This window comes from Calyptranema fuscum S582 (assembly GCF_055793305.1).
This window is the reverse complement of sequence record NZ_JBSLYH010000001.1, coordinates 337,617-357,286: the sequence shown is the minus strand read 5'-3', so window position 1 is coordinate 357,286 and position 19,670 is coordinate 337,617. Positions and strand designations below refer to the sequence as shown.

At 47.6% G+C, this 19,670-nt stretch carries 13 protein-coding genes; 10 read left to right on the top strand and 3 right to left on the bottom strand.

The genetic code is table 11. The annotated features are described in order from the left end of the window. Window positions 1-29 precede the first annotated feature (29 nt). From ACR6Z4_RS01425 to ACR6Z4_RS01395, 7 genes are all read left to right on the top strand, one after another. Window positions 30-3,137 (top strand): hypothetical protein, encoded by a 3,108-nt coding sequence (locus ACR6Z4_RS01425; protein WP_479715414.1) that lies wholly within the window; start codon window positions 30-32, stop codon window positions 3,135-3,137. Between the two features lie 305 nt (window positions 3,138-3,442). Beyond that, entirely contained in the window at window positions 3,443-5,332 is a 1,890-nt protein-coding gene (locus tag ACR6Z4_RS01420; protein WP_479715413.1) for a contractile injection system tape measure protein, read from the top strand. Continuing rightward, window positions 5,290-6,660 (top strand): ATP-binding protein, encoded by a 1,371-nt coding sequence (locus tag ACR6Z4_RS01415; RefSeq protein WP_479715412.1) that lies wholly within the window; start codon window positions 5,290-5,292, stop codon window positions 6,658-6,660. The genes ACR6Z4_RS01420 and ACR6Z4_RS01415 overlap by 43 nt, the downstream gene beginning before the upstream one ends. Before the next feature lie 66 nt (window positions 6,661-6,726). After that, window positions 6,727-10,101 carry an eCIS core domain-containing protein gene (locus tag ACR6Z4_RS01410; RefSeq protein WP_479715411.1) on the top strand — a complete coding sequence of 1,125 codons (3,375 nt, stop codon included), beginning with the start codon at window positions 6,727-6,729 and terminating at the stop codon, window positions 10,099-10,101. Window positions 10,102-10,114: 13 nt separating this feature from the next. Then, entirely contained in the window at window positions 10,115-10,483 is a 369-nt protein-coding gene (locus ACR6Z4_RS01405) for a hypothetical protein (RefSeq protein WP_479715410.1), read from the top strand. 254 nt (window positions 10,484-10,737) lie between these two features. Then, on the top strand, window positions 10,738-10,992 hold the full coding sequence (locus ACR6Z4_RS01400) for a type II toxin-antitoxin system Phd/YefM family antitoxin (protein WP_479715409.1): 255 nt from the start codon (window positions 10,738-10,740) through the stop codon (window positions 10,990-10,992). Continuing rightward, window positions 10,989-11,189: a type II toxin-antitoxin system VapC family toxin gene (locus ACR6Z4_RS01395; protein WP_479715408.1), complete on the top strand. Its 201-nt coding sequence runs from the start codon at window positions 10,989-10,991 to the stop codon at window positions 11,187-11,189. Before ACR6Z4_RS01400 ends, ACR6Z4_RS01395 begins: the two co-directional genes overlap by 4 nt. Here the strand turns inward: ACR6Z4_RS01395 and ACR6Z4_RS01390 are convergent. Beyond that, on the bottom strand, window positions 11,173-11,397 hold the full coding sequence (locus ACR6Z4_RS01390; protein ID WP_479715407.1) for a hypothetical protein: 225 nt from the start codon (window positions 11,395-11,397) through the stop codon (window positions 11,173-11,175). The genes ACR6Z4_RS01395 and ACR6Z4_RS01390 overlap by 17 nt on opposite strands. Between ACR6Z4_RS01390 and ACR6Z4_RS01385 the strand changes: the two genes are divergently transcribed. Then, window positions 11,389-11,610, top strand: a complete 222-nt coding sequence (locus ACR6Z4_RS01385) for a hypothetical protein (protein WP_479715406.1) — start codon at window positions 11,389-11,391, stop codon at window positions 11,608-11,610. The two genes, ACR6Z4_RS01390 and ACR6Z4_RS01385, sit on opposite strands and share 9 nt — an antisense overlap. Window positions 11,611-11,701: 91 nt before the next feature. Here the strand turns inward: ACR6Z4_RS01385 and ACR6Z4_RS01380 are convergent, their stop codons facing one another. After that, window positions 11,702-13,180 (bottom strand): M48 family metallopeptidase, encoded by a 1,479-nt coding sequence (locus tag ACR6Z4_RS01380; protein WP_479715405.1) that lies wholly within the window; start codon window positions 13,178-13,180, stop codon window positions 11,702-11,704. 292 nt (window positions 13,181-13,472) lie between these two features. Then, entirely contained in the window at window positions 13,473-14,942 is a 1,470-nt protein-coding gene (locus tag ACR6Z4_RS01375) for a hypothetical protein (RefSeq protein ID WP_479715404.1), read from the bottom strand. Between the two features lie 493 nt (window positions 14,943-15,435). Between ACR6Z4_RS01375 and ACR6Z4_RS01370 the strand changes: the two genes are divergently transcribed. Together ACR6Z4_RS01370 and ACR6Z4_RS01365 are read left to right on the top strand one after the other, a co-directional pair. Beyond that, complete coding sequence (locus tag ACR6Z4_RS01370) at window positions 15,436-16,599, top strand: leucine-rich repeat domain-containing protein (protein WP_479715403.1); 1,164 nt, start codon at window positions 15,436-15,438, stop codon at window positions 16,597-16,599. Beyond that, the gene (locus ACR6Z4_RS01365; protein ID WP_479715402.1) at window positions 16,596-19,616 is read left to right on the top strand and encodes a CHAT domain-containing protein; all 3,021 of its coding nucleotides are present in this window, start codon (window positions 16,596-16,598) and stop codon (window positions 19,614-19,616) included. The genes ACR6Z4_RS01370 and ACR6Z4_RS01365 overlap by 4 nt, the downstream gene beginning before the upstream one ends. Window positions 19,617-19,670 lie beyond the last annotated feature (54 nt).

The window sequence follows — 19,670 nt, the reverse complement described above, 5'->3', positions numbered from 1 at the left end:
TCCACAATCGCTGATAAAGGACTAGGACGATGACCACGACCCTCAACATCCTCCGGGAAATCACCACAGGTTACACGATCTTTGAAAAAGATCAGGTGTTGACCGAAAAACAACTCAACAGCGTCACCGATTATCTGAATGACCAGACGCGCCTGACTCGGGTCAACCTGTTGGGTGTGGGGGTTGCCTCTGGTTTGCGGGTGACTCGTCAAGGCGATACGGTTCGTCTGACGAAAGGGATTGGCATCACAACAGATGGCGATCTGCTGTATTACACCAGTGATATGGTGTTCGATCGCTTTATTGAATATGACAAGTCCTATCCCAGCTATGCCCCCTTTTATATCAACGGTAATATTGAGGAGGATATGCTGCCCGTGTACGAGTTGATTCCTCAGGGGATCGATGATCAACGGACTACTTTGTTGCTCAGCCAATTTAATGCCCAAACAGCGAAGAATCTGGATGATATGGTTGCTGTTTTGTTCATGGAAAGCTATGAGAATGATCCTGACCTCTGTACAGGGACGGGGTGTGATAATTTAGGCAAAAATTGTCTTAACACTGCTAAATTGATGCTGATTGAAACAGCATCGATTGATTTATTATTAAAACCGGCGATCGCCACGCCTGACGAGGCATACAGCCAACTCAATCCGATTGTGGCAGATCGCCCTAGTTTGCCATCCACCCTGGCATCTTTGAATGATCTGACCCAGATTTATCGCACGACCTGTACCAAGATTCATACCAAGTTACAAACCGAACTTGCCAAGGTCTATCCCAACTGTATTACCTTCCTGATTGATATTTTTTCATCAGACCCTATAGGAGATTGGAACACTCGCCTGACAGCATTGCAAACGACCTTTAATACAGATAGCAAAATCCAGTACTATTATGATTTTCTGAAAGATGTTGTAGAAACATATAATTCATTTCGCGAATTATTATTTGGTGATACAACCTGGTGTTGTCCTGATGTCACCTGGTTCCCCAAACATTTGCTTTTGGGCAACTTGATTCCGGCTACGGATCTCGATGAAAATCGGACTGCGTTTTACCCGTCCCCTATCGTTAGCCAAACCGCAGAAGCATTGGATCATGCCCGCTTTTTGATCCAAAAATTAGACACCTTGATCAAAACATTTCAAGTGCCTGCGGCATCTGAAAGTACATCAATTCGCATCACTCCTAGCTTTTTTGAAGATCACCCGCTGGAAGCTAGAGCCATTCCCTACTATTACCCCGTCACTACAACCCAACCGATTCATCAAACCTGGAACTATCACCTGCATCAACGGGGGATGGATCAATTCAACTATTCTTACCATGCCAGTGCCTATGGTGCACAGGGTGGCGCAGCCAATCCGTTAGACGTTCAAATCGGATCCTTCTCTTTCTTCCGGGTTGAAGGACATCTGGGACATAAACTGGGAACTGCATTCAATACGCTCTCTGGGTTGATTCAATCGCGTAATCTTCCATTTTCTGTGCTAACGGCTACCTTGGGAGATCTCAGTCAGTTAGGGGATATTAACTTCAAAGATTTAATTGCTCAACATCCAGAACTAGAGCATTTTGGCGGAGTGATACGGGGTGGAACATTGGTATTGTTGGCGGACAGCAATGAAACCGTCGTTGCCGATTTTATGCTACCCTACTTGCCACGCCAGCACAATGGCGGCTCAATGTGTTCGCTGTTGGTCAGTCCGTCTGACGGTGTGGGGCGAGTTTTGAGTAGCATCGCTGACGGGCAAGATGCACATATCTGTTTTCAGGCAGGCACCTATATTTTGTCATCTCGATTACTCTTGCAAAATAAAGGTCATTTGACCATCACGGGGAGTGGCAAGGGCACTCGGATTATTGCACCGGGACTGGAATCGGTGCTGGAATTCAACAATTGCAAAAGTGTTTCGATCAGCAATTGCCATTTAGAAAATGCAGTGGCTCGAACCGATATCCCCACTGGGTTTGCCAGCAATACTGAGGATCTGAGAGGTGTACTCACGTTCATCAACTGCCCTACCGTTGAGCTAGAAAAGCTATCTGTACGATGCGCCCATCAAGTGGTGCGATCGGCAAGTTGTATTACAGTGCGGCAAGATTCATCTGTCCTCAATACGCAGGTGCGCATTCGCCACTGCGATTTGCTGGTCGGCTATCAACAAATTGGTATGTTACTGATCAATGTCGAGCGATCGCACCTGAGCGACAATCAAATTCAAGTCGATCGCTCCAATGCTGCAACCACCCTGAGTACTCTGGCAACGATGCCGGAATATCGGCTGCGATTACTTCCCCGCTTGGTGGCTAATGCCTACTTGGGGAATGAAAAACCTCAAGGAACAGGAGCAACGTCAACTCGATTTGATGAGTGTAATGTGACCGTCAGTTTTGCCAATCAATTCGTTCGCTTTAAAACAGAAACAAGCCTGACTCTTCAGTGGCAATCCCTCGTTAATACTCGCAATCCATTTGTACAGAGCCGTCGGGATTTATTGAACTTTGTCAAGCAGTTAGCACGAGACATTCTTTTGTCAGATACGTTTCGTGCTACGCTTCCAGCCTTTAACGTCTGGTACCAGATGATCACCAAACAAAGTTCAATCATAGCCGCTCAAGGAATTGTGGTTGCAGGTTCTCGCGCCCAGGACGTACGCATTCTTAACAACACTATTCAGGGCTTTTTACAGGGAATTCATATCGGCATCAGTCCCCGGAACACGAGTCGAGCAGGGTCGGTTTTAATCACCGGAAATCGCATTGAGGTTTCCGCTCCCATCGATCAAATTCGAGAACGCCATGGAATTTATGTCAGTAGTTGCGATAGCTTGATGATTCAAAATAATTATCTGCAAGCGATCGCAGCATCCCTTCCAATTGAGGGCATTCGGGTTTCCGGTCGGCTAGGACGAATGGCACTGATCCGACACAATCATCTTGTGGGCTTTAATCCCAATGGTATTTACTTCAGCCCCATGGATACTTATGGCAGTGAAAAAATGCAGTGGTTAGTCGCAGATAACATTGCAAGTAGTGCTAAAAGCTTTATTAAAGTTGTTTCAAATCTGCCTGGAACAGCCGGATCTCAGATTGTTGCAAAGGTGCAAAATTCCAATAACTTTCAATAAGCTCTTGACCAATGCAAGTAGACCGATGTTATATTATGAATATCACAAGCAACTAATAGTTAGTACGCGGTGAGCAGTATAGGTCTCTTCACAAGGTGCGAAGTTTAGCTTAGTATGGCACGTCTTTTCGAGTTCAGCTTAGCAGAACAACAATCTGAGTGAGTTCTTGATGGTAAGTTGTTGCAGGTCGATACCTGGATTGTGTAGGGGAAGCCAACATGAGGCTTCCCCGCTCTCATTTATACCGATAGTTCTGCGGTGAAACCAGGAAGGTTTCATTCCCCAATATTTCTCTAATCAAGCCAATGACGAACGCTCTCCACAGAATCCGTCGGCTACGCTGGGTGGTAAACACTGATTCAGCGACAGAAGCGTTTGCAGTGCGTCAGAATTTACACTATCACTGGCAAGAGCTATTTCTCTTGGCTTGCGAAACAGCCTTTGATCACATAGCGGATAGTGAAACTGTAATCTGTATTCCCAGGCTTGAACTTCGATTGAGCGTTACCTCTGAAGCAGAGTTAATGAAGGTATTGCCAGAATTGATTCAAGCCCAATTGAGTGAACAGCTTCAAAGCCTCAACCAGCAACCCGAGTGGGTCGGAAGCGATCGCCTGCCCCTGTCCCATGAATTGATGACCTCCCACCGTAACGCAATCGATCTGCTCTTGCACTACTTGCGAACGGGATCTGTGCCCTGGCAAATTGCCCATATGGCACCTGAAGAAATTGCTGTAACCCTACAGCAAACGTGCCATCACCATCATCGCCAATTGCTAGCTTACTTGTGTCATACGATAGAATCTACAGCATTTTATTTTCGCTTGTTTCAGCTGTTATCAGAAACAGATGGGTTATCCCTGATCCACAGCTTGATTGAGCGTCAGTCTGCTAACTGGGGTAGCGCCGGGATACAGATCGTGACAGCAATCCTGGCTTCCGGGCAATCGTTTTTTACACGCTATCAACAGCATTATCTGGTTGCCACATTTCTAGCAGGGCATTCTCACCAGCCGGGGATTGATGCGCTCTCAGACGGTTTAGCGATGCTTGTTGACCAGGTACGCCAGCTTTCAGAACCGACACACTTCTACGTTCATCTACTGCAATCGTTACCGCAATCAGACTGGTTGCCTCTGATCAATACGTTGTCTGAAGGGATACCATTGAATTGGAGAGGTGCCGTGATTCAGGTGATGACTCGTGTGTTGTCCTCTGAATCATCCTGGTTTAGCCAGAGCCAGAAACAACAACTGCTGGCGGCATTTCTGATCGAGAGTATGCATGGTCGAGAACCCGATCGCCCACCCAATGGTCGGATGATTTTTGAGCAAGTGCTAGGTGCGACTGAGTCGCGATTGATACAGTCCTTTATCGCAGGTCTACCCACTTCCACGGCTGTGCTGTTTCCAGCTAATCGCCCGATCGATCGCCCTTCATCTCCGGACTCTCCTCATGGTTCAACGCTGTTAGATGCCTCTGAAGCAGCAGAGCAGCCTGCTGCTGGGCGATCGGATGTACTGCCGATTTCACCTACTACTTCGCCAGTGACATCAGCCCATCCTCTATCCGATGAAGCAAATTCTCTCCAGACAGATCAGACCTTCGGGCGATCGCATGAAACAGATGTGCGCTGGGCAGGTGCGATCGCCCAAGCGTCTGTTGCTTCTGCCAGTTCTGAATTTCCTATTTCCGTCCGGTATGCGGGACTAATCTTAATTCATCCCTTCATCCCACATTTCTTTGAAGTGGTTGGGGTGAAAGCTGCCCAAGAGAAAATTATTCCACCTGAGATGATTGCTCGTGCTGCCGCCTTACTTCATTTCCTGGCAACAGGTATAGAAGCTATCTATGAATATGAATTAGACTGGATCAAAGTCCTGCTGGGGCTTGCACCTACTATGCCTCTTCTGGTTACAGAGGGGTTTGTTCAAGCGAGCGATCGCGAAGAAGCGACTGCCCTGCTTCAGTCCGTGATTCAGCACTGGAATGCCTTAAAAAATACGTCAGTTGCCGGATTGCGTTCCTCTTTTTTACAACGTTCTGGACTGTTGAATCAAGCCGAAGAAGGTTGGCGATTACAGGTTGAACCCCAAACCTTTGATCTGCTCCTCAATCACTTACCCTGGACAATCAGCATTGTTAAATTCCCATGGATGCCCCAACCGATTTATACCGAATGGTTAACCCCTTGACTGCCAATGCTGCTGACCTGGAACGCGAACTCGACTGGTTTGTGGCAGTTTTGGATGCCCGATTAAACGTCTACTTCGGTAAAGCAGACGCATCCATTTTAGAACTTCCACCTCCTGATCTGAGTAACAGTGAGTCTGAATATGCTCAACTCATTCGTCAATACCATCTTTCTAGTGCCGAACGGTTAGTTTTGTTGCTGGCATTGATTCCCCATATCCGTCCCCAATTGCTGGATGTTTTGTGGATTAAAAATGCTGATACAGAACGTGGTTTCACGGAATTTGGTGGCTTACATAGCAACACCCACGGGGGGTTTCTGCCGACCGGAGAAACGGTTGCATTTCTGCTGACTGGAGATAACTTACAAGCTCGATTTGAATTAATGCAGCTGTTTGCAGGCGATCATATTTTTGCTCGTCATGACCTCCTCAACCTGACGCCGGTTGCGGCTGGAGAACCACTTCTCAGTGGGGCGCTATCCCTTTCCCGTGAAGCGTTACACCGTCTGACGACAGGGATTGAACGTAAACCTAATTACAATAGTGAATTTCCTGCTCGCTTAATTTCTACCCAATTGGGATGGAATCATTTAGTGTTGCCCAGTGTCACCCTGGAACAGTTAGAGGAAATCAAACACTGGATCTTGTACGGACAGACCCTGTTACATGATTGGGATATGGGGCATAAGTTACAACCGGGTTTTACGAGCTTGTTTTATGGACCACCGGGGACGGGCAAAACCTTCTCAGCCTGCTTGCTGGGTCAGCATTGTGGATGTGACGTTTACAAAATTGATTTGAGTTTGATTGTTTCTAAATATATTGGTGAAACTGAAAAGAATCTGGCGAAAATTTTTGACCTGGCAGAACATCGCCGCTGGATTCTGTTTTTTGATGAAGCAGATGCCCTGTTTGGCAAACGTACTAAAGTTGATGATTCCCACGATCGCTATGCCAATCAGGAAATTAGCTTTTTGCTGCAACGATTGGAAGAGTTCAACGGGGTGGTGATTCTTGCATCTAACTTAAAAACAAATATTGACGATGCTTTTATTCGTCGGTTTCAATCGATTGTGCATTTTCCTATGCCCAAGGTGGCTGAACGTTTGCGGATTTGGAAGTATGCGTTTTCTACTAAAGCAGAACTGGATAGCCGCATTGATCTAAACCAAATTGCTGAAAAGTATGAATTATCTGGAGGAACTATTATGAATGTAGTTCGTTACGCATCACTGAAAACTTTAAGTCGTAATGACACTCGGATTGTGTTGGAAGATTTAGAGGATGGAGTTCGCAAAGAATTATTGAAAGAAGGACGAACGGTTTGAGGGTGACGGACCTTAGATAGATGATTGCCGCGATCGCACGCTACGTTGAAACTGGGTAGGACATCAATGGCTGTGGAAACTGCTTCTCACAAAACGGTCAACCGAGCTGCAACGGTACAAAAACCTGCGGCTAGCACACCTGTTGTCCAGCGTCAGGCCAGTGTGTCGCCGCCCACGGTGAAACCAACCGTGCAATTGCAATCTGCCATGAAGGTTTCCTCGCCCAAAGATCCGGCGGAAAAAGAGGCTGATGGTACCGCTAAGAAAATCATGCGCATGGCAGTGCCGGACAGCACGATCGCCTATGTCAAAGCAGGCAGCGGAGGTATCTTCCGGCAGGTGAAGCCAGAGGAAAAAGAGAAGAATCTACCCAAGCTGATGCGATCGCCCTACATCAGTCGGTTTGCTAACTCCGGCATTCTCACTCAACCCACGCGAGAACCGGAAAAAATTCAGCGTAAAGCCGAAGGAGTACCCAACGTTTCCTCTAATGTTGCGGCAGAGATTCAAAGCAGCATGTCTGCCGGGTCGCCTTTACCCCTGAGCGTGCGTCGCTTTATGGAACCTCGTTTCCAGGCAGACTTCAGCACCGTCAAGGTGCATACAGGCGATACATCAGCAAAACTCAATCGCCAGCTTAGTGCGCAAGCCTTCACTACCGGCAATCACATCTTTTTTGGAAAGAACCAGTTTCAGCCCGAAAGCTCGGACGGCAAAACCTTAATTGCTCACGAACTTACTCACACGATTCAACAAGGGGGAGCGATTCAGCGCAGTGAAGCGGTGAATGTGACGCAACAGGCTCCCGTTCAAGTTCAACGCTTGGGTATCAGTGATGCCTTAGATTACTTTGCCGATAAAGCTAACTTGATTCCGGGCTTCCGCATGTTCACCATCATTCTGGGGGTGAACCCAATCAACATGAGTACGGTCGATCGGAGTGCCGCTAACATTCTCCGGGCGATTGTAGAATTTATCCCCGGTGGTGGGCTGATTACCAGAGCCTTAGACAACTACGGTGTCTTTGAAAAAGTGGGTGCCTGGGTCGAGCAGCAAATCAAGTCTCTGGGTATGGTCGGGAGTGTATTCAAACAGGCTATCAGTCAGTTCCTCGACTCCTTGGGTTGGCGAGATATTTTCGATTTGGGAGGTGTCTGGAGTCGTGCCAAACGCATTTTTACCGACCCGATCGATCGCATTATCAGTTTTGCTAAAGGGCTGATTACAGGCATCCTCAAGTTTATCAAAGATGCTATTCTCAAACCTCTGGCTGCATTAGCTCAGAATACGCGCGGCTATGACTTGCTCAAAGCTATTCTGGGTCAAGATCCCGTCACGGGTGAACCTGTCCCCCGCAACGCCGACACCCTGATCGGCGGCTTCATGAAGCTAATTGGTCAGGAAGAAGTCTGGGAAAACATCAAAAAAGGCAATGCGATCGCCCGTGCCTGGGCATGGTTTCAGGGTGCATTGTCGGGTTTACTGGGATTTGTGCGATCGATTCCGCGCAGAATTATCGATATCATCACCTCACTAACCATTCAGGATGTTGTCACCATTACTGGGGTGTTCAGTAAAGTGGTCGGCGCATTAGCCAACATTGCTGGAGAGTTCATCAGTTGGGGACTCAAACAGGTTATCAGCTTGCTTGAAATCCTGTTTTCAGTCGTCGCACCTGGCGTTATGCCCTACATCAAGAAAGCCCAGGCTGCATTTATGACGATCCTGAAAAATCCCATCGGCTTTGTCGGCAACCTGGTTCGTGCCGGAAAACTCGGCTTCCAGATGTTTGCCAGCAATATCGTCACCCATTTGAAAACCGCCCTAATCAAGTGGCTAGTAGGTCCCCTGGCGGAAGCAGGCGTCTATATTCCCCAATCCTTCAGCTTGATTGAAATCGTCAAACTGGTGCTGTCGGTACTGGGGCTGACCTGGCAAAATATTCGTACCAAATTACTAAAAATCATTCCCGAACCCGTGCTGGTCGGATTGGAAAAAACCGCCAGCATCCTGGTCACACTCGTAAAAGATGGACCAGCCGCTGCCTGGGAACAAATCAAATCCGAACTCACTGAACTCAAAGACCAACTGATTGCTCAAGTTACCCAAATGATCTCAACCGAGGTCGTCAAAGCAGCTGTGATGAAATTGGTGAGTATGCTCAACCCAGCGGGTGCCGTTGTCCAAGCCATCATTGCCACTTACAACACCATCACGTTCTTTATCGAAAAAATTAACCAGATTGCTGCGGTCGTTGCAGCCTTTATTGATTCCATCTCAGCGATCGCATCTGGTCAGGTTAATAATGCTGCCAAAAAAGTTGAAACCACAATGGCAAGCACCCTGACCGTGATCATTGCCTTTCTGGCTAAGTTTGCAGGCTTAGGCAACATCCCCACCAAACTGGTCGGTATCGTCAAGAAAATCCGTCAGCCAATTGACAAGGGTCTTGACAAGATTGTGGCATGGCTCGGCAAAATGTTAGAGAAAGCAAAGCAACTCTTCGGCAAGAAAGATAAAGACAAAGAAGGCAGTTCTGTAAGTGATTCAGCACCGGTTAGCATGGCAGGTGCTAGTCACACAATTAAGATTAAGGATCAGGGTGGTCGCTTGAGCATTTCACTCGCTTCCCGGGAGGCCGCGATTCGAGACAAGTTTGGAGAGGTTGATCGTATTCTTAAGCGCTGGGAGGACTATATCAACAGTATCGGGAATGCAGCAGTGAAGGAAGAGTTCGCTATTCTAATCAAGCCTGATATCGAAGCCAAGAAGACCTCTAAACTCACGGGCTCTGTAGCGCGATTGGAAGGTATGAAATCGGCACAGTTCACAGAACTCAAGGCAGATGTGGACGCTACCGTTAAAGCCCTTGCCACCGATATTTCAACTTGGGCGACTAGTGCAGGTGTTACCGTCAAAGACTTTAGTGACGAGGCCGTCAACGCTGAGCTTGCGCGCCAAGCGGAGGAAGCAGCAGAGAGAATATGGGCACAGCGAAAGAATGAAACCCAGCAGAGACTTGAAAAATTTGCAGGCGAAATTCAAGCACTTGATCCTGAGGCTCGGCTCAAATATCGTGGCAGCCTAGCCAAGCAGCGTAAGGGTGTCACTAAAGGATTTGGTGCATTTAATCCCTGGGATTTCGATATTGATTTCTTTGTGCAAAGTGACAAACTTTACCTAGAAGCTGTTGGTGGTCGCATGCCAGCAAGAGCCGGAGAGGCAGAGGTTTGGGCAGATCTTCATCCCGGAATCAGGGCTAAAATGGCTGACATGGCTGCTGCTTATGATGCAATTACGGGTGTACGCAAAGGGAAGTTCTCCTTGAAATTGCGGGCTGTTTCCAACGTCCGTGATTTGCTTTCGAAGAAGGGAACCCACGAGTCTGCGGGCGAGACACATGTGGAAATTACACCACCACCACCGACCAAGAAGCCTTGATCTGAGTACCTACATGAAGAATATTTATGTTTCATTCGGAATTCGATTGAGATCAAATGAAACATTGATCGAAATCGGCGAGCGCGTTAAGCGTGTATTGGGTTGTCAGTTTCTTCCTTCACAAGATCCAGATTATCCAAATGTTACAATTCTGCAAGCTGACACGTTCTGCCTCAAACTTATGATCAGTGGCAAGCAGTTCCCAGGAGATTCAGCTACAGTCTATCAATTGAACGGTGAGAATATCATTGAACCAAGGTGGAATTATTCCGATGAAATAAATTTAACCCCTTGGATGCTCAAAGAGTTCCAAAGTCGTGATTCGCCTGATTGGTATATTCCAACGCTAGAGGAACTAAAGAAGCAAGCAGAAATTGAATAATCACACAATACGACCAAATTACCTAATCTTTTAGCGCGATCGTTGCTCTCATAGAGTGCATTAACGCTGTAACGTACGTCTTATTCATATTGTCTCGGTGGATTAGCGATCGCTAACCCATCCTCCTTTTATTGATTGAGTTGCAAGGGGAGGAAGGTTAACAAGTATGAAGGGGCGATCGCAGCACGACTTACTGGAAGGCATGACCGCACCAGAATCTATAATTAAGTTGAGTCTACTCAAAAGATTGACTTATGACTATCAGTATCAATATCCCCGAGACTGTCGATCAATTTACCGAACTCATTCATCGTGTTCAGGTGGGAGAAGAAATCCTCCTTACCCAAAATGGAGTCGCGATCGCCCGTCTTGTTCCCATCCAATCGCCAACTCAACCCCGCATTCCCGGTCAAGATCGAGGCAAAGTTGCGATCGCACCCGACTTTAATGCACCTTTGCCAGACGCTGTTCTGAATGACTTTCTCAACCCCAATCTTCCCACTCTATGAACGTCCTTCTGGATGCTCAAAATCGATTTATCAGCCTGGATGTGCAAATGCAACACGTCCTACAAATTGGCTCACTTCCTAGTTTCCATCGAGATCCCTTTGACCGTCTTCTCATTGCTCAAAGCCAGATTGAAAACATCCCGCTTTTAACCGTAGATCACTTGATTAGTCAGTACCCTGTCAATGTAATTTGGTAGCGATCGCAAGTCTGAAAAAGGTAAGCGCGATGAGGAGAGGGGCGATCGCAGCAGAATTTAGCGGGAAATGCGATCGCGGTTTCTCGATATTAGTGCGATCGCGGATGTAAAGTAAAATACGGTTGATACTTTCTTGAGGTGGGGGAGGTAGATGATGGGTGAGCAATTGCTCCGGTTGGAACGAAGTCTGTTTAGTTGGATGAGTCATCGCAGCATCCTCAGCATTGGCAGTACAGGTAGTATTCTTAGTATTGGTAGTGCCGGGAGTATCCTCAGCATTGGTAGTGCGGGCAGCATTTTGAGTTTTGGTAGTGCGGGCAGCATTCTGAGTGTGTTGAGTGCCGGGAGTGTGCTGTCTGTGTTGAGTGCGGGTAGTATGCTGAGTGTGCTGCAATTTAATGCGGGATGGTATCCCCGGTAAACCATGCCGTGTTGCTGGTTTTGGGGATGAATGTGACCGTGAAACCAAAGGTTTCACGGTCACATTCATGCCATGATTCAGTTCAGCTTGACTACCTCAGCTTTGCTTGAATGGCTGAGTGTTTATCGACTCCTTCTAATGCATAGCGATTGTACCCATTGCGCTGAATGAGTTCTTCTAAATATTCCACTCTAGACGCGGGTGCAGGATGGCTGGAAAGATATTCAATGGGGGTGGATGGGGTATTTTGATTCAGTGTCACCATAAAGTTGCGTAAGCCATCGGCGGCATAGCCTGCTGTAGCCAGAACCCGATTCCCTAACATATCCGATCGCTGTTCTTGTCTGCGACTATAGTGCAAACTAATTAAACGGGTGACGAAATCTCCTAAAGGAATCTCGTCGGCAAATTGAGCCAGCAGATTATCTCTAAAAAAGCTTTGCATTCCGTGAGAAAAGACGGCATGAGATGCTTCATGAGCTAAAACTCCTGCCAGTTCTGCTTGCGAGTTTGCTGCCAAAATAGCCCCTGTATTGACGAAGATTTTACCGCCCGGTAAGGCGAAAGCATTAACGGCATTATCTTGAACTACATAGAATTCGTATTCAAAGTTGCGTCCCATCAATTGTGCAACTTCCAAGCCTAATTGCGTCACATAGTCCAAAACTTCTGGATCTTCGACCAGGGTAAGTTGATGACTGTATTCCTCTGCAATTCTTGCGCCAAATTCAGATTCACTTCCCAGCATCATCCGCACCATCTGGCTGGTAGCAACAGCTGAATCCCACGATTCCCAGGGTGCATTTCCTGTGAGAATGCCGCCAAAAATATTGAGCGCTCCTCCCAAAATGGATTGACGTCTGCGCGATCTGGAGAACCGTTTTAATTCGTCTTCAGCTAGCTCTTCAAATTCTCCTACTTGAGGATGATCCAGGTTAAGAATAGAAAATTCGCGCGCCGCAATCGATGCTTCTAAATGTTGACCGGCGTCTTTTAGAGCATTGACTTGAGCCATAACAATTTCAGCAGAATTAGGGTACAAGGTTGCGGCTTGTTCTAGAACTGCGATCGCGTCATCTTCACGATCTGTATCTTGCAAAATTTCTGCCAATTGTAAGGGTGCAGGAATAAATTCGGGTTGGTTGGTGACGACTAATTGTAGGGCTTGAATTGCGACATCTGATTGGTCTGAGGCGATCGCAGTTTGGGCATTATTCCAGGACACTAAGTTGTCTGGGGCAAGGGCATCTGCTTCGTAAATCGGTTCGGGAATTTGAGGCAGAGTATGCGTTTCAAATTCTGGTTTTACCTGGCGATAAAGTTGTTCTGCACCTGCGACATCTCCTTGACGATAGAGGCGATCGGCTTCGATAAAGGTGGCAAAACGATTACTGGGTTCGGTAATGAGAGCCTGGAGATGGGGGATAGGGGCTGCTGTTGGGGGTTCTAGTTCAGCGGGTGGAAGGGTTGAGTCTGCCCGTTGAGTAAACTGTGCAGGTAAGATCCAATGCCAGACTGTGAATATCAGGGTAGTGAATGCAATCAGAAGGAAGCGAGTCACACGTTTCATGCTAGAGGATCTCCAATGACGAAGTGAGGTATCAATCAATATGGCTCGGATGAGTTTTGAACGCGGTTTTTAAGCGGTACACATGAGGGTTAGGACGGGGTGAAGGGGCGGAACCCTTTCTTGGGGGCTTCGCCCCCAACCCCCCATGTTGCAGAATTTGGTGTTTGCAACACTAGGATTGCAAATGAAGGGAATAGTAAGGTTGTGGTGCAACTGTGTCAGTATGTTTTGAAAAGTCTATGTTGTCGATATTTCAAAATATACTTACACTTCCAGGGCATCACTGGGGATACTATTTGGGACAGTACAACGTATAGTTCCATTGGGTCGTGGAGATGTCCTGATTCCCTGTAACGATGACATCGACCCGACCGGAACGACCTGAAAAAGGAATGGAAAGGCTACCACTACCGGAAATAAAACCTGTATCTAGAATCTCTTGTCCTTCATAAATAATTTGAAAGCGATCGGGAACACCAAACATCTCGTAATCAAGGTCAATTTCGCCGCGATTGCTACCCATCTGCAAGGTTCGGCGATCGCCTTCCTGTCCGCCACTGCCCTGTTCTAAATTGCAAAAGGCTATCGAAGATTGACCTGGACTGGGAGCAAGGTTGGCTTCCCGGCAAGCTGAGACATTCAAGTTATTTTCAGGATATGACGCAAATGCACATAAGACTTCCATATCAACGGAGGTTAATGCCTCAGCACGATTGAAGGTTGCCAGTTCACCCCCTGATTCGGAGTAGAGATAGCGCTCTCCTTTCTGGACGATTTGCGGCTCAGGATTGCCACCTGAACTCACATAAAGGGCACCTTTGAGGACATCGACTTGCAACCCCGTTGGAGTATCCTGAATATGAACTAAGACTTCATCGTCTCCCATTGCTGTAACGACGCTGTCATCGGCGGGAATGATCACCAGATCTTGCGCTCTATAAATTTGTAGATTGCACGATTGACCTTGTGTTTGTTGGATCAATGGTTCGAGCTGCGATACGATTGTTGCCCCGGTTCCTTCCACCGCAAATGATTGCTGATCTAAGCACGTCAGAGTTGCCTGAAGTTTGTCCTCACTGCTCCACCAAAATCCTGTCGTGATTATCTCGCACGCCCCGCCCCCGTTGGTCTGACACTGCTGCACGGCATCGGCACACGGATCACCGGATGTAGTTGAGGCAAAACTGAGTGTCCCGTTATTTCCGGCAGCACCACAGTAAAAAATTTGTTGTGCCGGAGCTTGTGCAAGTTGCTTTGGCGATCGCGCCATCAGTAAAGATGATGCCTCAGCGCTGGTACTTCGACCTCTCACCGCATGCATTCCATTTTCGCATCCCCGACTTTCGTTACGAGCCAATCCCCAGCCAATGAGATAGTCACCCCCCTGAATCTGACAGGGAAAGTAGTAAATGGCGGACTCTGGATGCGGATTGATTTGCACATACAAATTCAGGTCATTCCCATCGTCTGAGAGAAACCGCAACAATGCACGGGCATTATTCGGGGGCACTGTAATCAAGGCATCTCGAATCCCTTGCAACACCGATCCGATTTGGGCAGATTCCCGCCGACCACTGCGACGAATCAGCAATTCGCTACTATTCCCCAAAATATCGTTAATGCTGGCTTGTTCGGGGGTTGTTGCGACCGTCGGTCTGCTGTCAAAGAGTGGAGACAGAGACAAGAGGATGGAGAGCGTGGAGACAATGGAGGTAACGCGTCTCCAGCGAGGGTGATTTGGATTGTTTGGGGGCTGGTTCATAGTGGGTTCACTGGGGGAAGAAAGGGGCAATGCAATGAGCCAGAGTTTAGAATCAAATTTTTAATTTTAGTAGACTCCTGATGAAACTTACATCTCAGTGGGCGATCGCGATGCAGTTTAAATTGTTTTTTCACAAGCAGAGTATAGTCTATTGTTGACATCCGTGATGTATTGCGTTGGCACCTGTAGAACGATGACAACGGCGACTCGGAAAATTGATTTTCATTCCTTTCAGGCACGCAAAAGCAGTACTTAGGAATGGGAGTTAAATAACTCCAATGATTTGTTGTACGGGCGAACGGCCGTTCGCCCCTGCAAACGATTCAATATTCGATCTTATTTAATCCACGATCCTTAGTACGATCAATTGTTCTAACAGCTTTCCGGGCAGGTTCTTAAAGATTTACAAACTTGGGTAGACTTGGGTTTAAAATTCATAGGCGATCGCTATCCGCATTGATGCCTCAAACTTGTTCTCTATCTAATTAAATTATTGAAACTAAATATTTATTTAAAAATTTGTTACAATCACAAAAAACTAATCGGGCGGTGGCTTGCGATCGCCATTTTGGCTTGCTTGAGTGCGCCGCATATTGCTGATGCTGAAGAACCGTCTGCCGATGGTATAAGCGGGTTTACTGACCAATGTCGGCAACGCGATCGCCTCAATCCGGAGGTTCGGCAAACGATTGAGGCAGTGTTACAGGTCGCCCAAACCTCCGATTGTGATGAAGCAAACCGCATTCTTTCAAGTACTCCTTATCTCACGTTAAATGATGCACACCTTCACGATCTGAGTGTTTTATCCTCGTTTCCTCAGCTCACGGAACTGTATCTGGGTGGAAATCAGATTGACGATATAACTCCTCTGGCTGATTTACCAAATCTGCAAGTATTGTTTTTAGATGACAATGCTATTGCCGATTTGACTCCCCTCGCTTCACTGGTCAATTTGACTCAGCTCTATCTCAATCGCAACCAGATTCAAACCATACAACCGTTATCTGCATTGGTTAATCTGACTGAATTAGAGCTTGCAGATAATGCGATTCAAGATCTACGCCCTTTGGCAAGGTTAACCCGTTTAAATCAGCTCGCGTTGCCCGGAAATCAGATTGATGATGTACGCCCATTAGCAAATTTAGTCGGGCTCACAGGGTTGATTCTCGATCGCAATCACATTCGTAGCCTGGAATCCCTCACCTCCCTGACGGCGTTAACCGATTTGCATCTAGATTCCAATCAAATTGTCAATGGTGAGCCTCTCTTACATTTGGGTCAGCTGATTGAATTAGATATAGACCATAATCCTTTAGCAGAGAGCGATCGCCTTCAGATCGAACAAACTATCAATCTCCGGCGATTGCAGGTCAAAAGTACTTGTGTGGATTGCAATTTGGCTAACCTGGACTTGCAAAATACGGATCTAATTGGTGTGTATTTAGAGGGGGCAAATTTATCGCAAACGAATTTGCGAAATGCTGATTTAGTCGGTGCCATTCTCGAAAATGCCAATTTGAGTCATGCCAATTTAGCAGGTGCAGATTTAGCATCCGCTATTTTGTTAAATGCCAATGTAGAAGGAGCAAACTTGCAGGATGCGAACCTGTGTCGTGCAATTTTGCCAGATGGGAGTTTAGGCGAATGTTTGCCATGAAAACAGGGGTAGTGATGCAAAGACGATGGGCAAGAGGAATCAAAGCGATCGCCCTGGCTGCATTGTTTTTAGGGTTTAGTGTTCTCTGTCTCAAAGCCGAGGGTCAACGTCCTACTGCCTTTATCGATCAGTGTCGTCAGCGCGATCAATTATCTGCCTCGGCACGCCAGACGATTGATGTTTTATTGACGATTGTCGGCAGCACCGATTGTCAGACCGCAACGGCTTACCTGCTGGAGTTAACCGAACTCGATTTGAGCGATCGCCAGATTTCTGACCTGACACCGCTGTCGAGTTTGACACACCTTCAAAGTCTCTATCTCAATCACAATCACATTACAGACTTAAGTCCCCTGACTGGTTTGATTCATCTGACTGATTTATATCTCCTGAATAATCAAATCACTGATTTAAGCGCGATCGCGGCATTAGCCAATCTCAGGACGCTCTATCTGGATAACAATCTGATTCAAGACCCAAGTCCGCTATCTCATTTGCGATCGCTGACGATTTTATATGCCAATCACAATCAGATCGAAACACTTGATTTTGCTACCCAGCTGCCAAACTTAGCAGAACTGTATCTCAACCAGAATCAGATTACCAATATACGACCGTTGCGATCGCTATCCCAGCTGACGCATCTCAATTTGGGCAATAATCGCATTGCCAATATTGATCCGTTAGCCACGCTCAGTCGCCTAATTCAACTCGACTTAAACGATAATCAAATTTCTCGACTCGACTCTCTCTCCCCATTGCAACAGTTGACCGCTCTCGATCTGCGCAACAATCCGATTGTGCGCAAAACCTGTCCCGTTGCTCCTGCTACGGTTTGTCTGTTTACTGATGATGCTGCCGAACTTTACCAGCAGGGACAGCAACAGTTAGACACTGGTGACTGGCGTACGGCATTAACTACGTTTCAAGCCGCGCTAGAGGTTTATCAAACTGTTGGCGATCGCTTGCGTCAAAGTGATGCTCTCGATCGGATTGGCAATGTGTATGATCAACTCGGACAATACGCTAATTCTTTGAACTACTATCAGCAAGCCGCCGCGATTAGAACTGAGATTGGCGATCGCCAGGGTGAGGGCGAAACCTTGACCTATTTAGGCATTACCTACATTCGTATGGGGCAAACCGAAAACGCGATCGATTCGTTGCAACAATCCTGGAATATCTATCAAACGTTAGCGATCGGAGAACGGAGTTGGTTACGACCAGAACCTCGCGAAGGAATTATCTTAAGTTATCTAGCCCTGGCGTATAGCCAGTCTGGGGAGTGGTCTGAGTCGTTACGATTTGCCAAACTGAGCCTGGCAAGTTATCGGCGTGGCAATGATCGACCAGGAGAAGCGATCGCCCTTAATCGGGTTGGCTCTGCTTATCTCACTATTGGTGATGTGGAAAAAGCTCGCCTTTATTTAGAAAAAGCGCTGCGGTTGACACAAGAGCAAGGCGATCGGGCAGGTATGGCGGATAGCTTGCAAGCGCTGGGCAATCTCTCGGTCAGGGTTGGAGAACCCGCAGTTGCGTTAGACCACTATCAACACGCCCTGGAGTTGCGCCAGAACTTGGGTGATGTTGCCGGAGAAGGTGAAACTCTTAATGCTATCGGTGAACAGTTACTGCAATCAGGGAAACCCGCAGATGCGGTAGAGGCATTGCAGGCTGCGGTGGCGATGTGGGAAGCGTTGCGACCGGGTTTGACGGATGAAAATAAAATCTCGATTGCCGAAACCCAGTCTCACACCTATCAACTGCTTCAGCAAGCCCTTGTTGAATTGGGCGATGTTGAAACTGCACTGGTTGTGTCTGAACGCGGCAGAGCCAGAGCCTTTGCGGAGTTACTGGCACATCGCCTCAGCTTACGAGGGCAGACGGCACCCCCGGATCAGGTTCAACCGCCTACGATCGCCCAAATTCGGCAAATTGCCCACGATCAAAACGCAACGGTGGTGGAATATTCCGTAGTGGGAGAGGAGATTTATAGTTGGGTTGTGGAACCGACGGGCGTTCTCCATTTTCGGCGTCAATCCTTAAACGGCAGATCATTAGCCGATCGGATGCAAGATAACCGACTGGCGTTGGGTCTTGGCGGACGGGGGTTGGCGATCGCGTTACTGCCAGGATCGTCGTCCTCCTCTACCGCTGACACTACATCCCTGCAACAGCTTTACCAACTGTTGATCCAGCCCATTGCCGATGTGTTGCCTGCTGATAGCAATGCCCCTGTCATCATCATTCCTCAGGGTGAATTGTTCCTGGTGCCGTTTGCGGCGCTGCTGGATGAACATGGAATTGCTTTCATCGAAAAACATCCCCTGCTTTCTGCGGCTGCCATCAGTCTTTTGGCGATTTCCCATGCTCCAGGCGATTCCCTTAATGTCGGACGTGAGCCAGCCCTGGTAGTGGGCAATCCTGTGATGCCAGATGATCCAGATACCGGCGTGTCTCTACCGTCTTTACGGGGGGCTGAGCAAGAAGCGCTGGCGATTGCATCCTTACTGAATACCCAGGCATTGATTGGTGCAGCAGCGACCAAAGCGGCTGTTTTGTCGCACCTGGATGAGGTGGCGATCGCCCATTTTGCTACGCATGGTTTACTGGATGACTTTGGCACCGATATTCCTGGCGCACTTGCCTTAAGTCCGACGGCTACCGATTCTGGGTTCCTGACCGCTGCCGAAATTTTCACAGTGCCAATGAAGGCAAAACTGGTGGTTTTAAGTGCCTGTGATACCGGGCGGGGCACGATTACTGGCGATGGTGTGGTGGGGTTGTCGCGATCGTTTCTTACCGCAGGTGTGGAGAGCGTTATTGTGTCGTTGTGGTCGGTGCCCGATGAACCTACGGCTCTACTGATGACTGAGTTTTATCGCCAACTGCAACACCAACCCAATCGGGCGATCGCTCTACGTCAAGCTATGCTGACAACTCGTCAGCAGTACCCCGATCCGTCTAACTGGGCAGCGTTTACGTTATTTGGTGAGATGGGTGAATCTGTGCCATAAATCATGGGCAAGGTGTGCCAACCAGATCTACTCTGATTCAGGCTTCAAATTGAG

What these genes read in the sequence shown, in the direction of transcription:
- ACR6Z4_RS01390 (WP_479715407.1), bottom strand. Translation starts at nt 11,397, where the DNA reads ATGACTCATCCAACTAAACAGACTTCGTTCCAACCGGAGCAATTGCTC.
- ACR6Z4_RS01425 (WP_479715414.1), top strand. Translation starts at nt 30, where the DNA reads ATGACCACGACCCTCAACATCCTCCGGGAAATCACCACAGGTTACACG.
- ACR6Z4_RS01400 (WP_479715409.1), top strand. Translation starts at nt 10,738, where the DNA reads ATGACTATCAGTATCAATATCCCCGAGACTGTCGATCAATTTACCGAA.
- ACR6Z4_RS01405 (WP_479715410.1), top strand. Translation starts at nt 10,115, where the DNA reads ATGAAGAATATTTATGTTTCATTCGGAATTCGATTGAGATCAAATGAA.
- ACR6Z4_RS01415 (WP_479715412.1), top strand. Translation starts at nt 5,290, where the DNA reads ATGGATGCCCCAACCGATTTATACCGAATGGTTAACCCCTTGACTGCC.
- ACR6Z4_RS01420 (WP_479715413.1), top strand. Translation starts at nt 3,443, where the DNA reads ATGACGAACGCTCTCCACAGAATCCGTCGGCTACGCTGGGTGGTAAAC.
- ACR6Z4_RS01395 (WP_479715408.1), top strand. Translation starts at nt 10,989, where the DNA reads ATGAACGTCCTTCTGGATGCTCAAAATCGATTTATCAGCCTGGATGTG.
- ACR6Z4_RS01385 (WP_479715406.1), top strand. Translation starts at nt 11,389, where the DNA reads ATGAGTCATCGCAGCATCCTCAGCATTGGCAGTACAGGTAGTATTCTT.
- ACR6Z4_RS01365 (WP_479715402.1), top strand. Translation starts at nt 16,596, where the DNA reads ATGAAAACAGGGGTAGTGATGCAAAGACGATGGGCAAGAGGAATCAAA.
- ACR6Z4_RS01375 (WP_479715404.1), bottom strand. Translation starts at nt 14,942, where the DNA reads ATGAACCAGCCCCCAAACAATCCAAATCACCCTCGCTGGAGACGCGTT.
- ACR6Z4_RS01410 (WP_479715411.1), top strand. Translation starts at nt 6,727, where the DNA reads ATGGCTGTGGAAACTGCTTCTCACAAAACGGTCAACCGAGCTGCAACG.
- ACR6Z4_RS01380 (WP_479715405.1), bottom strand. Translation starts at nt 13,180, where the DNA reads ATGAAACGTGTGACTCGCTTCCTTCTGATTGCATTCACTACCCTGATA.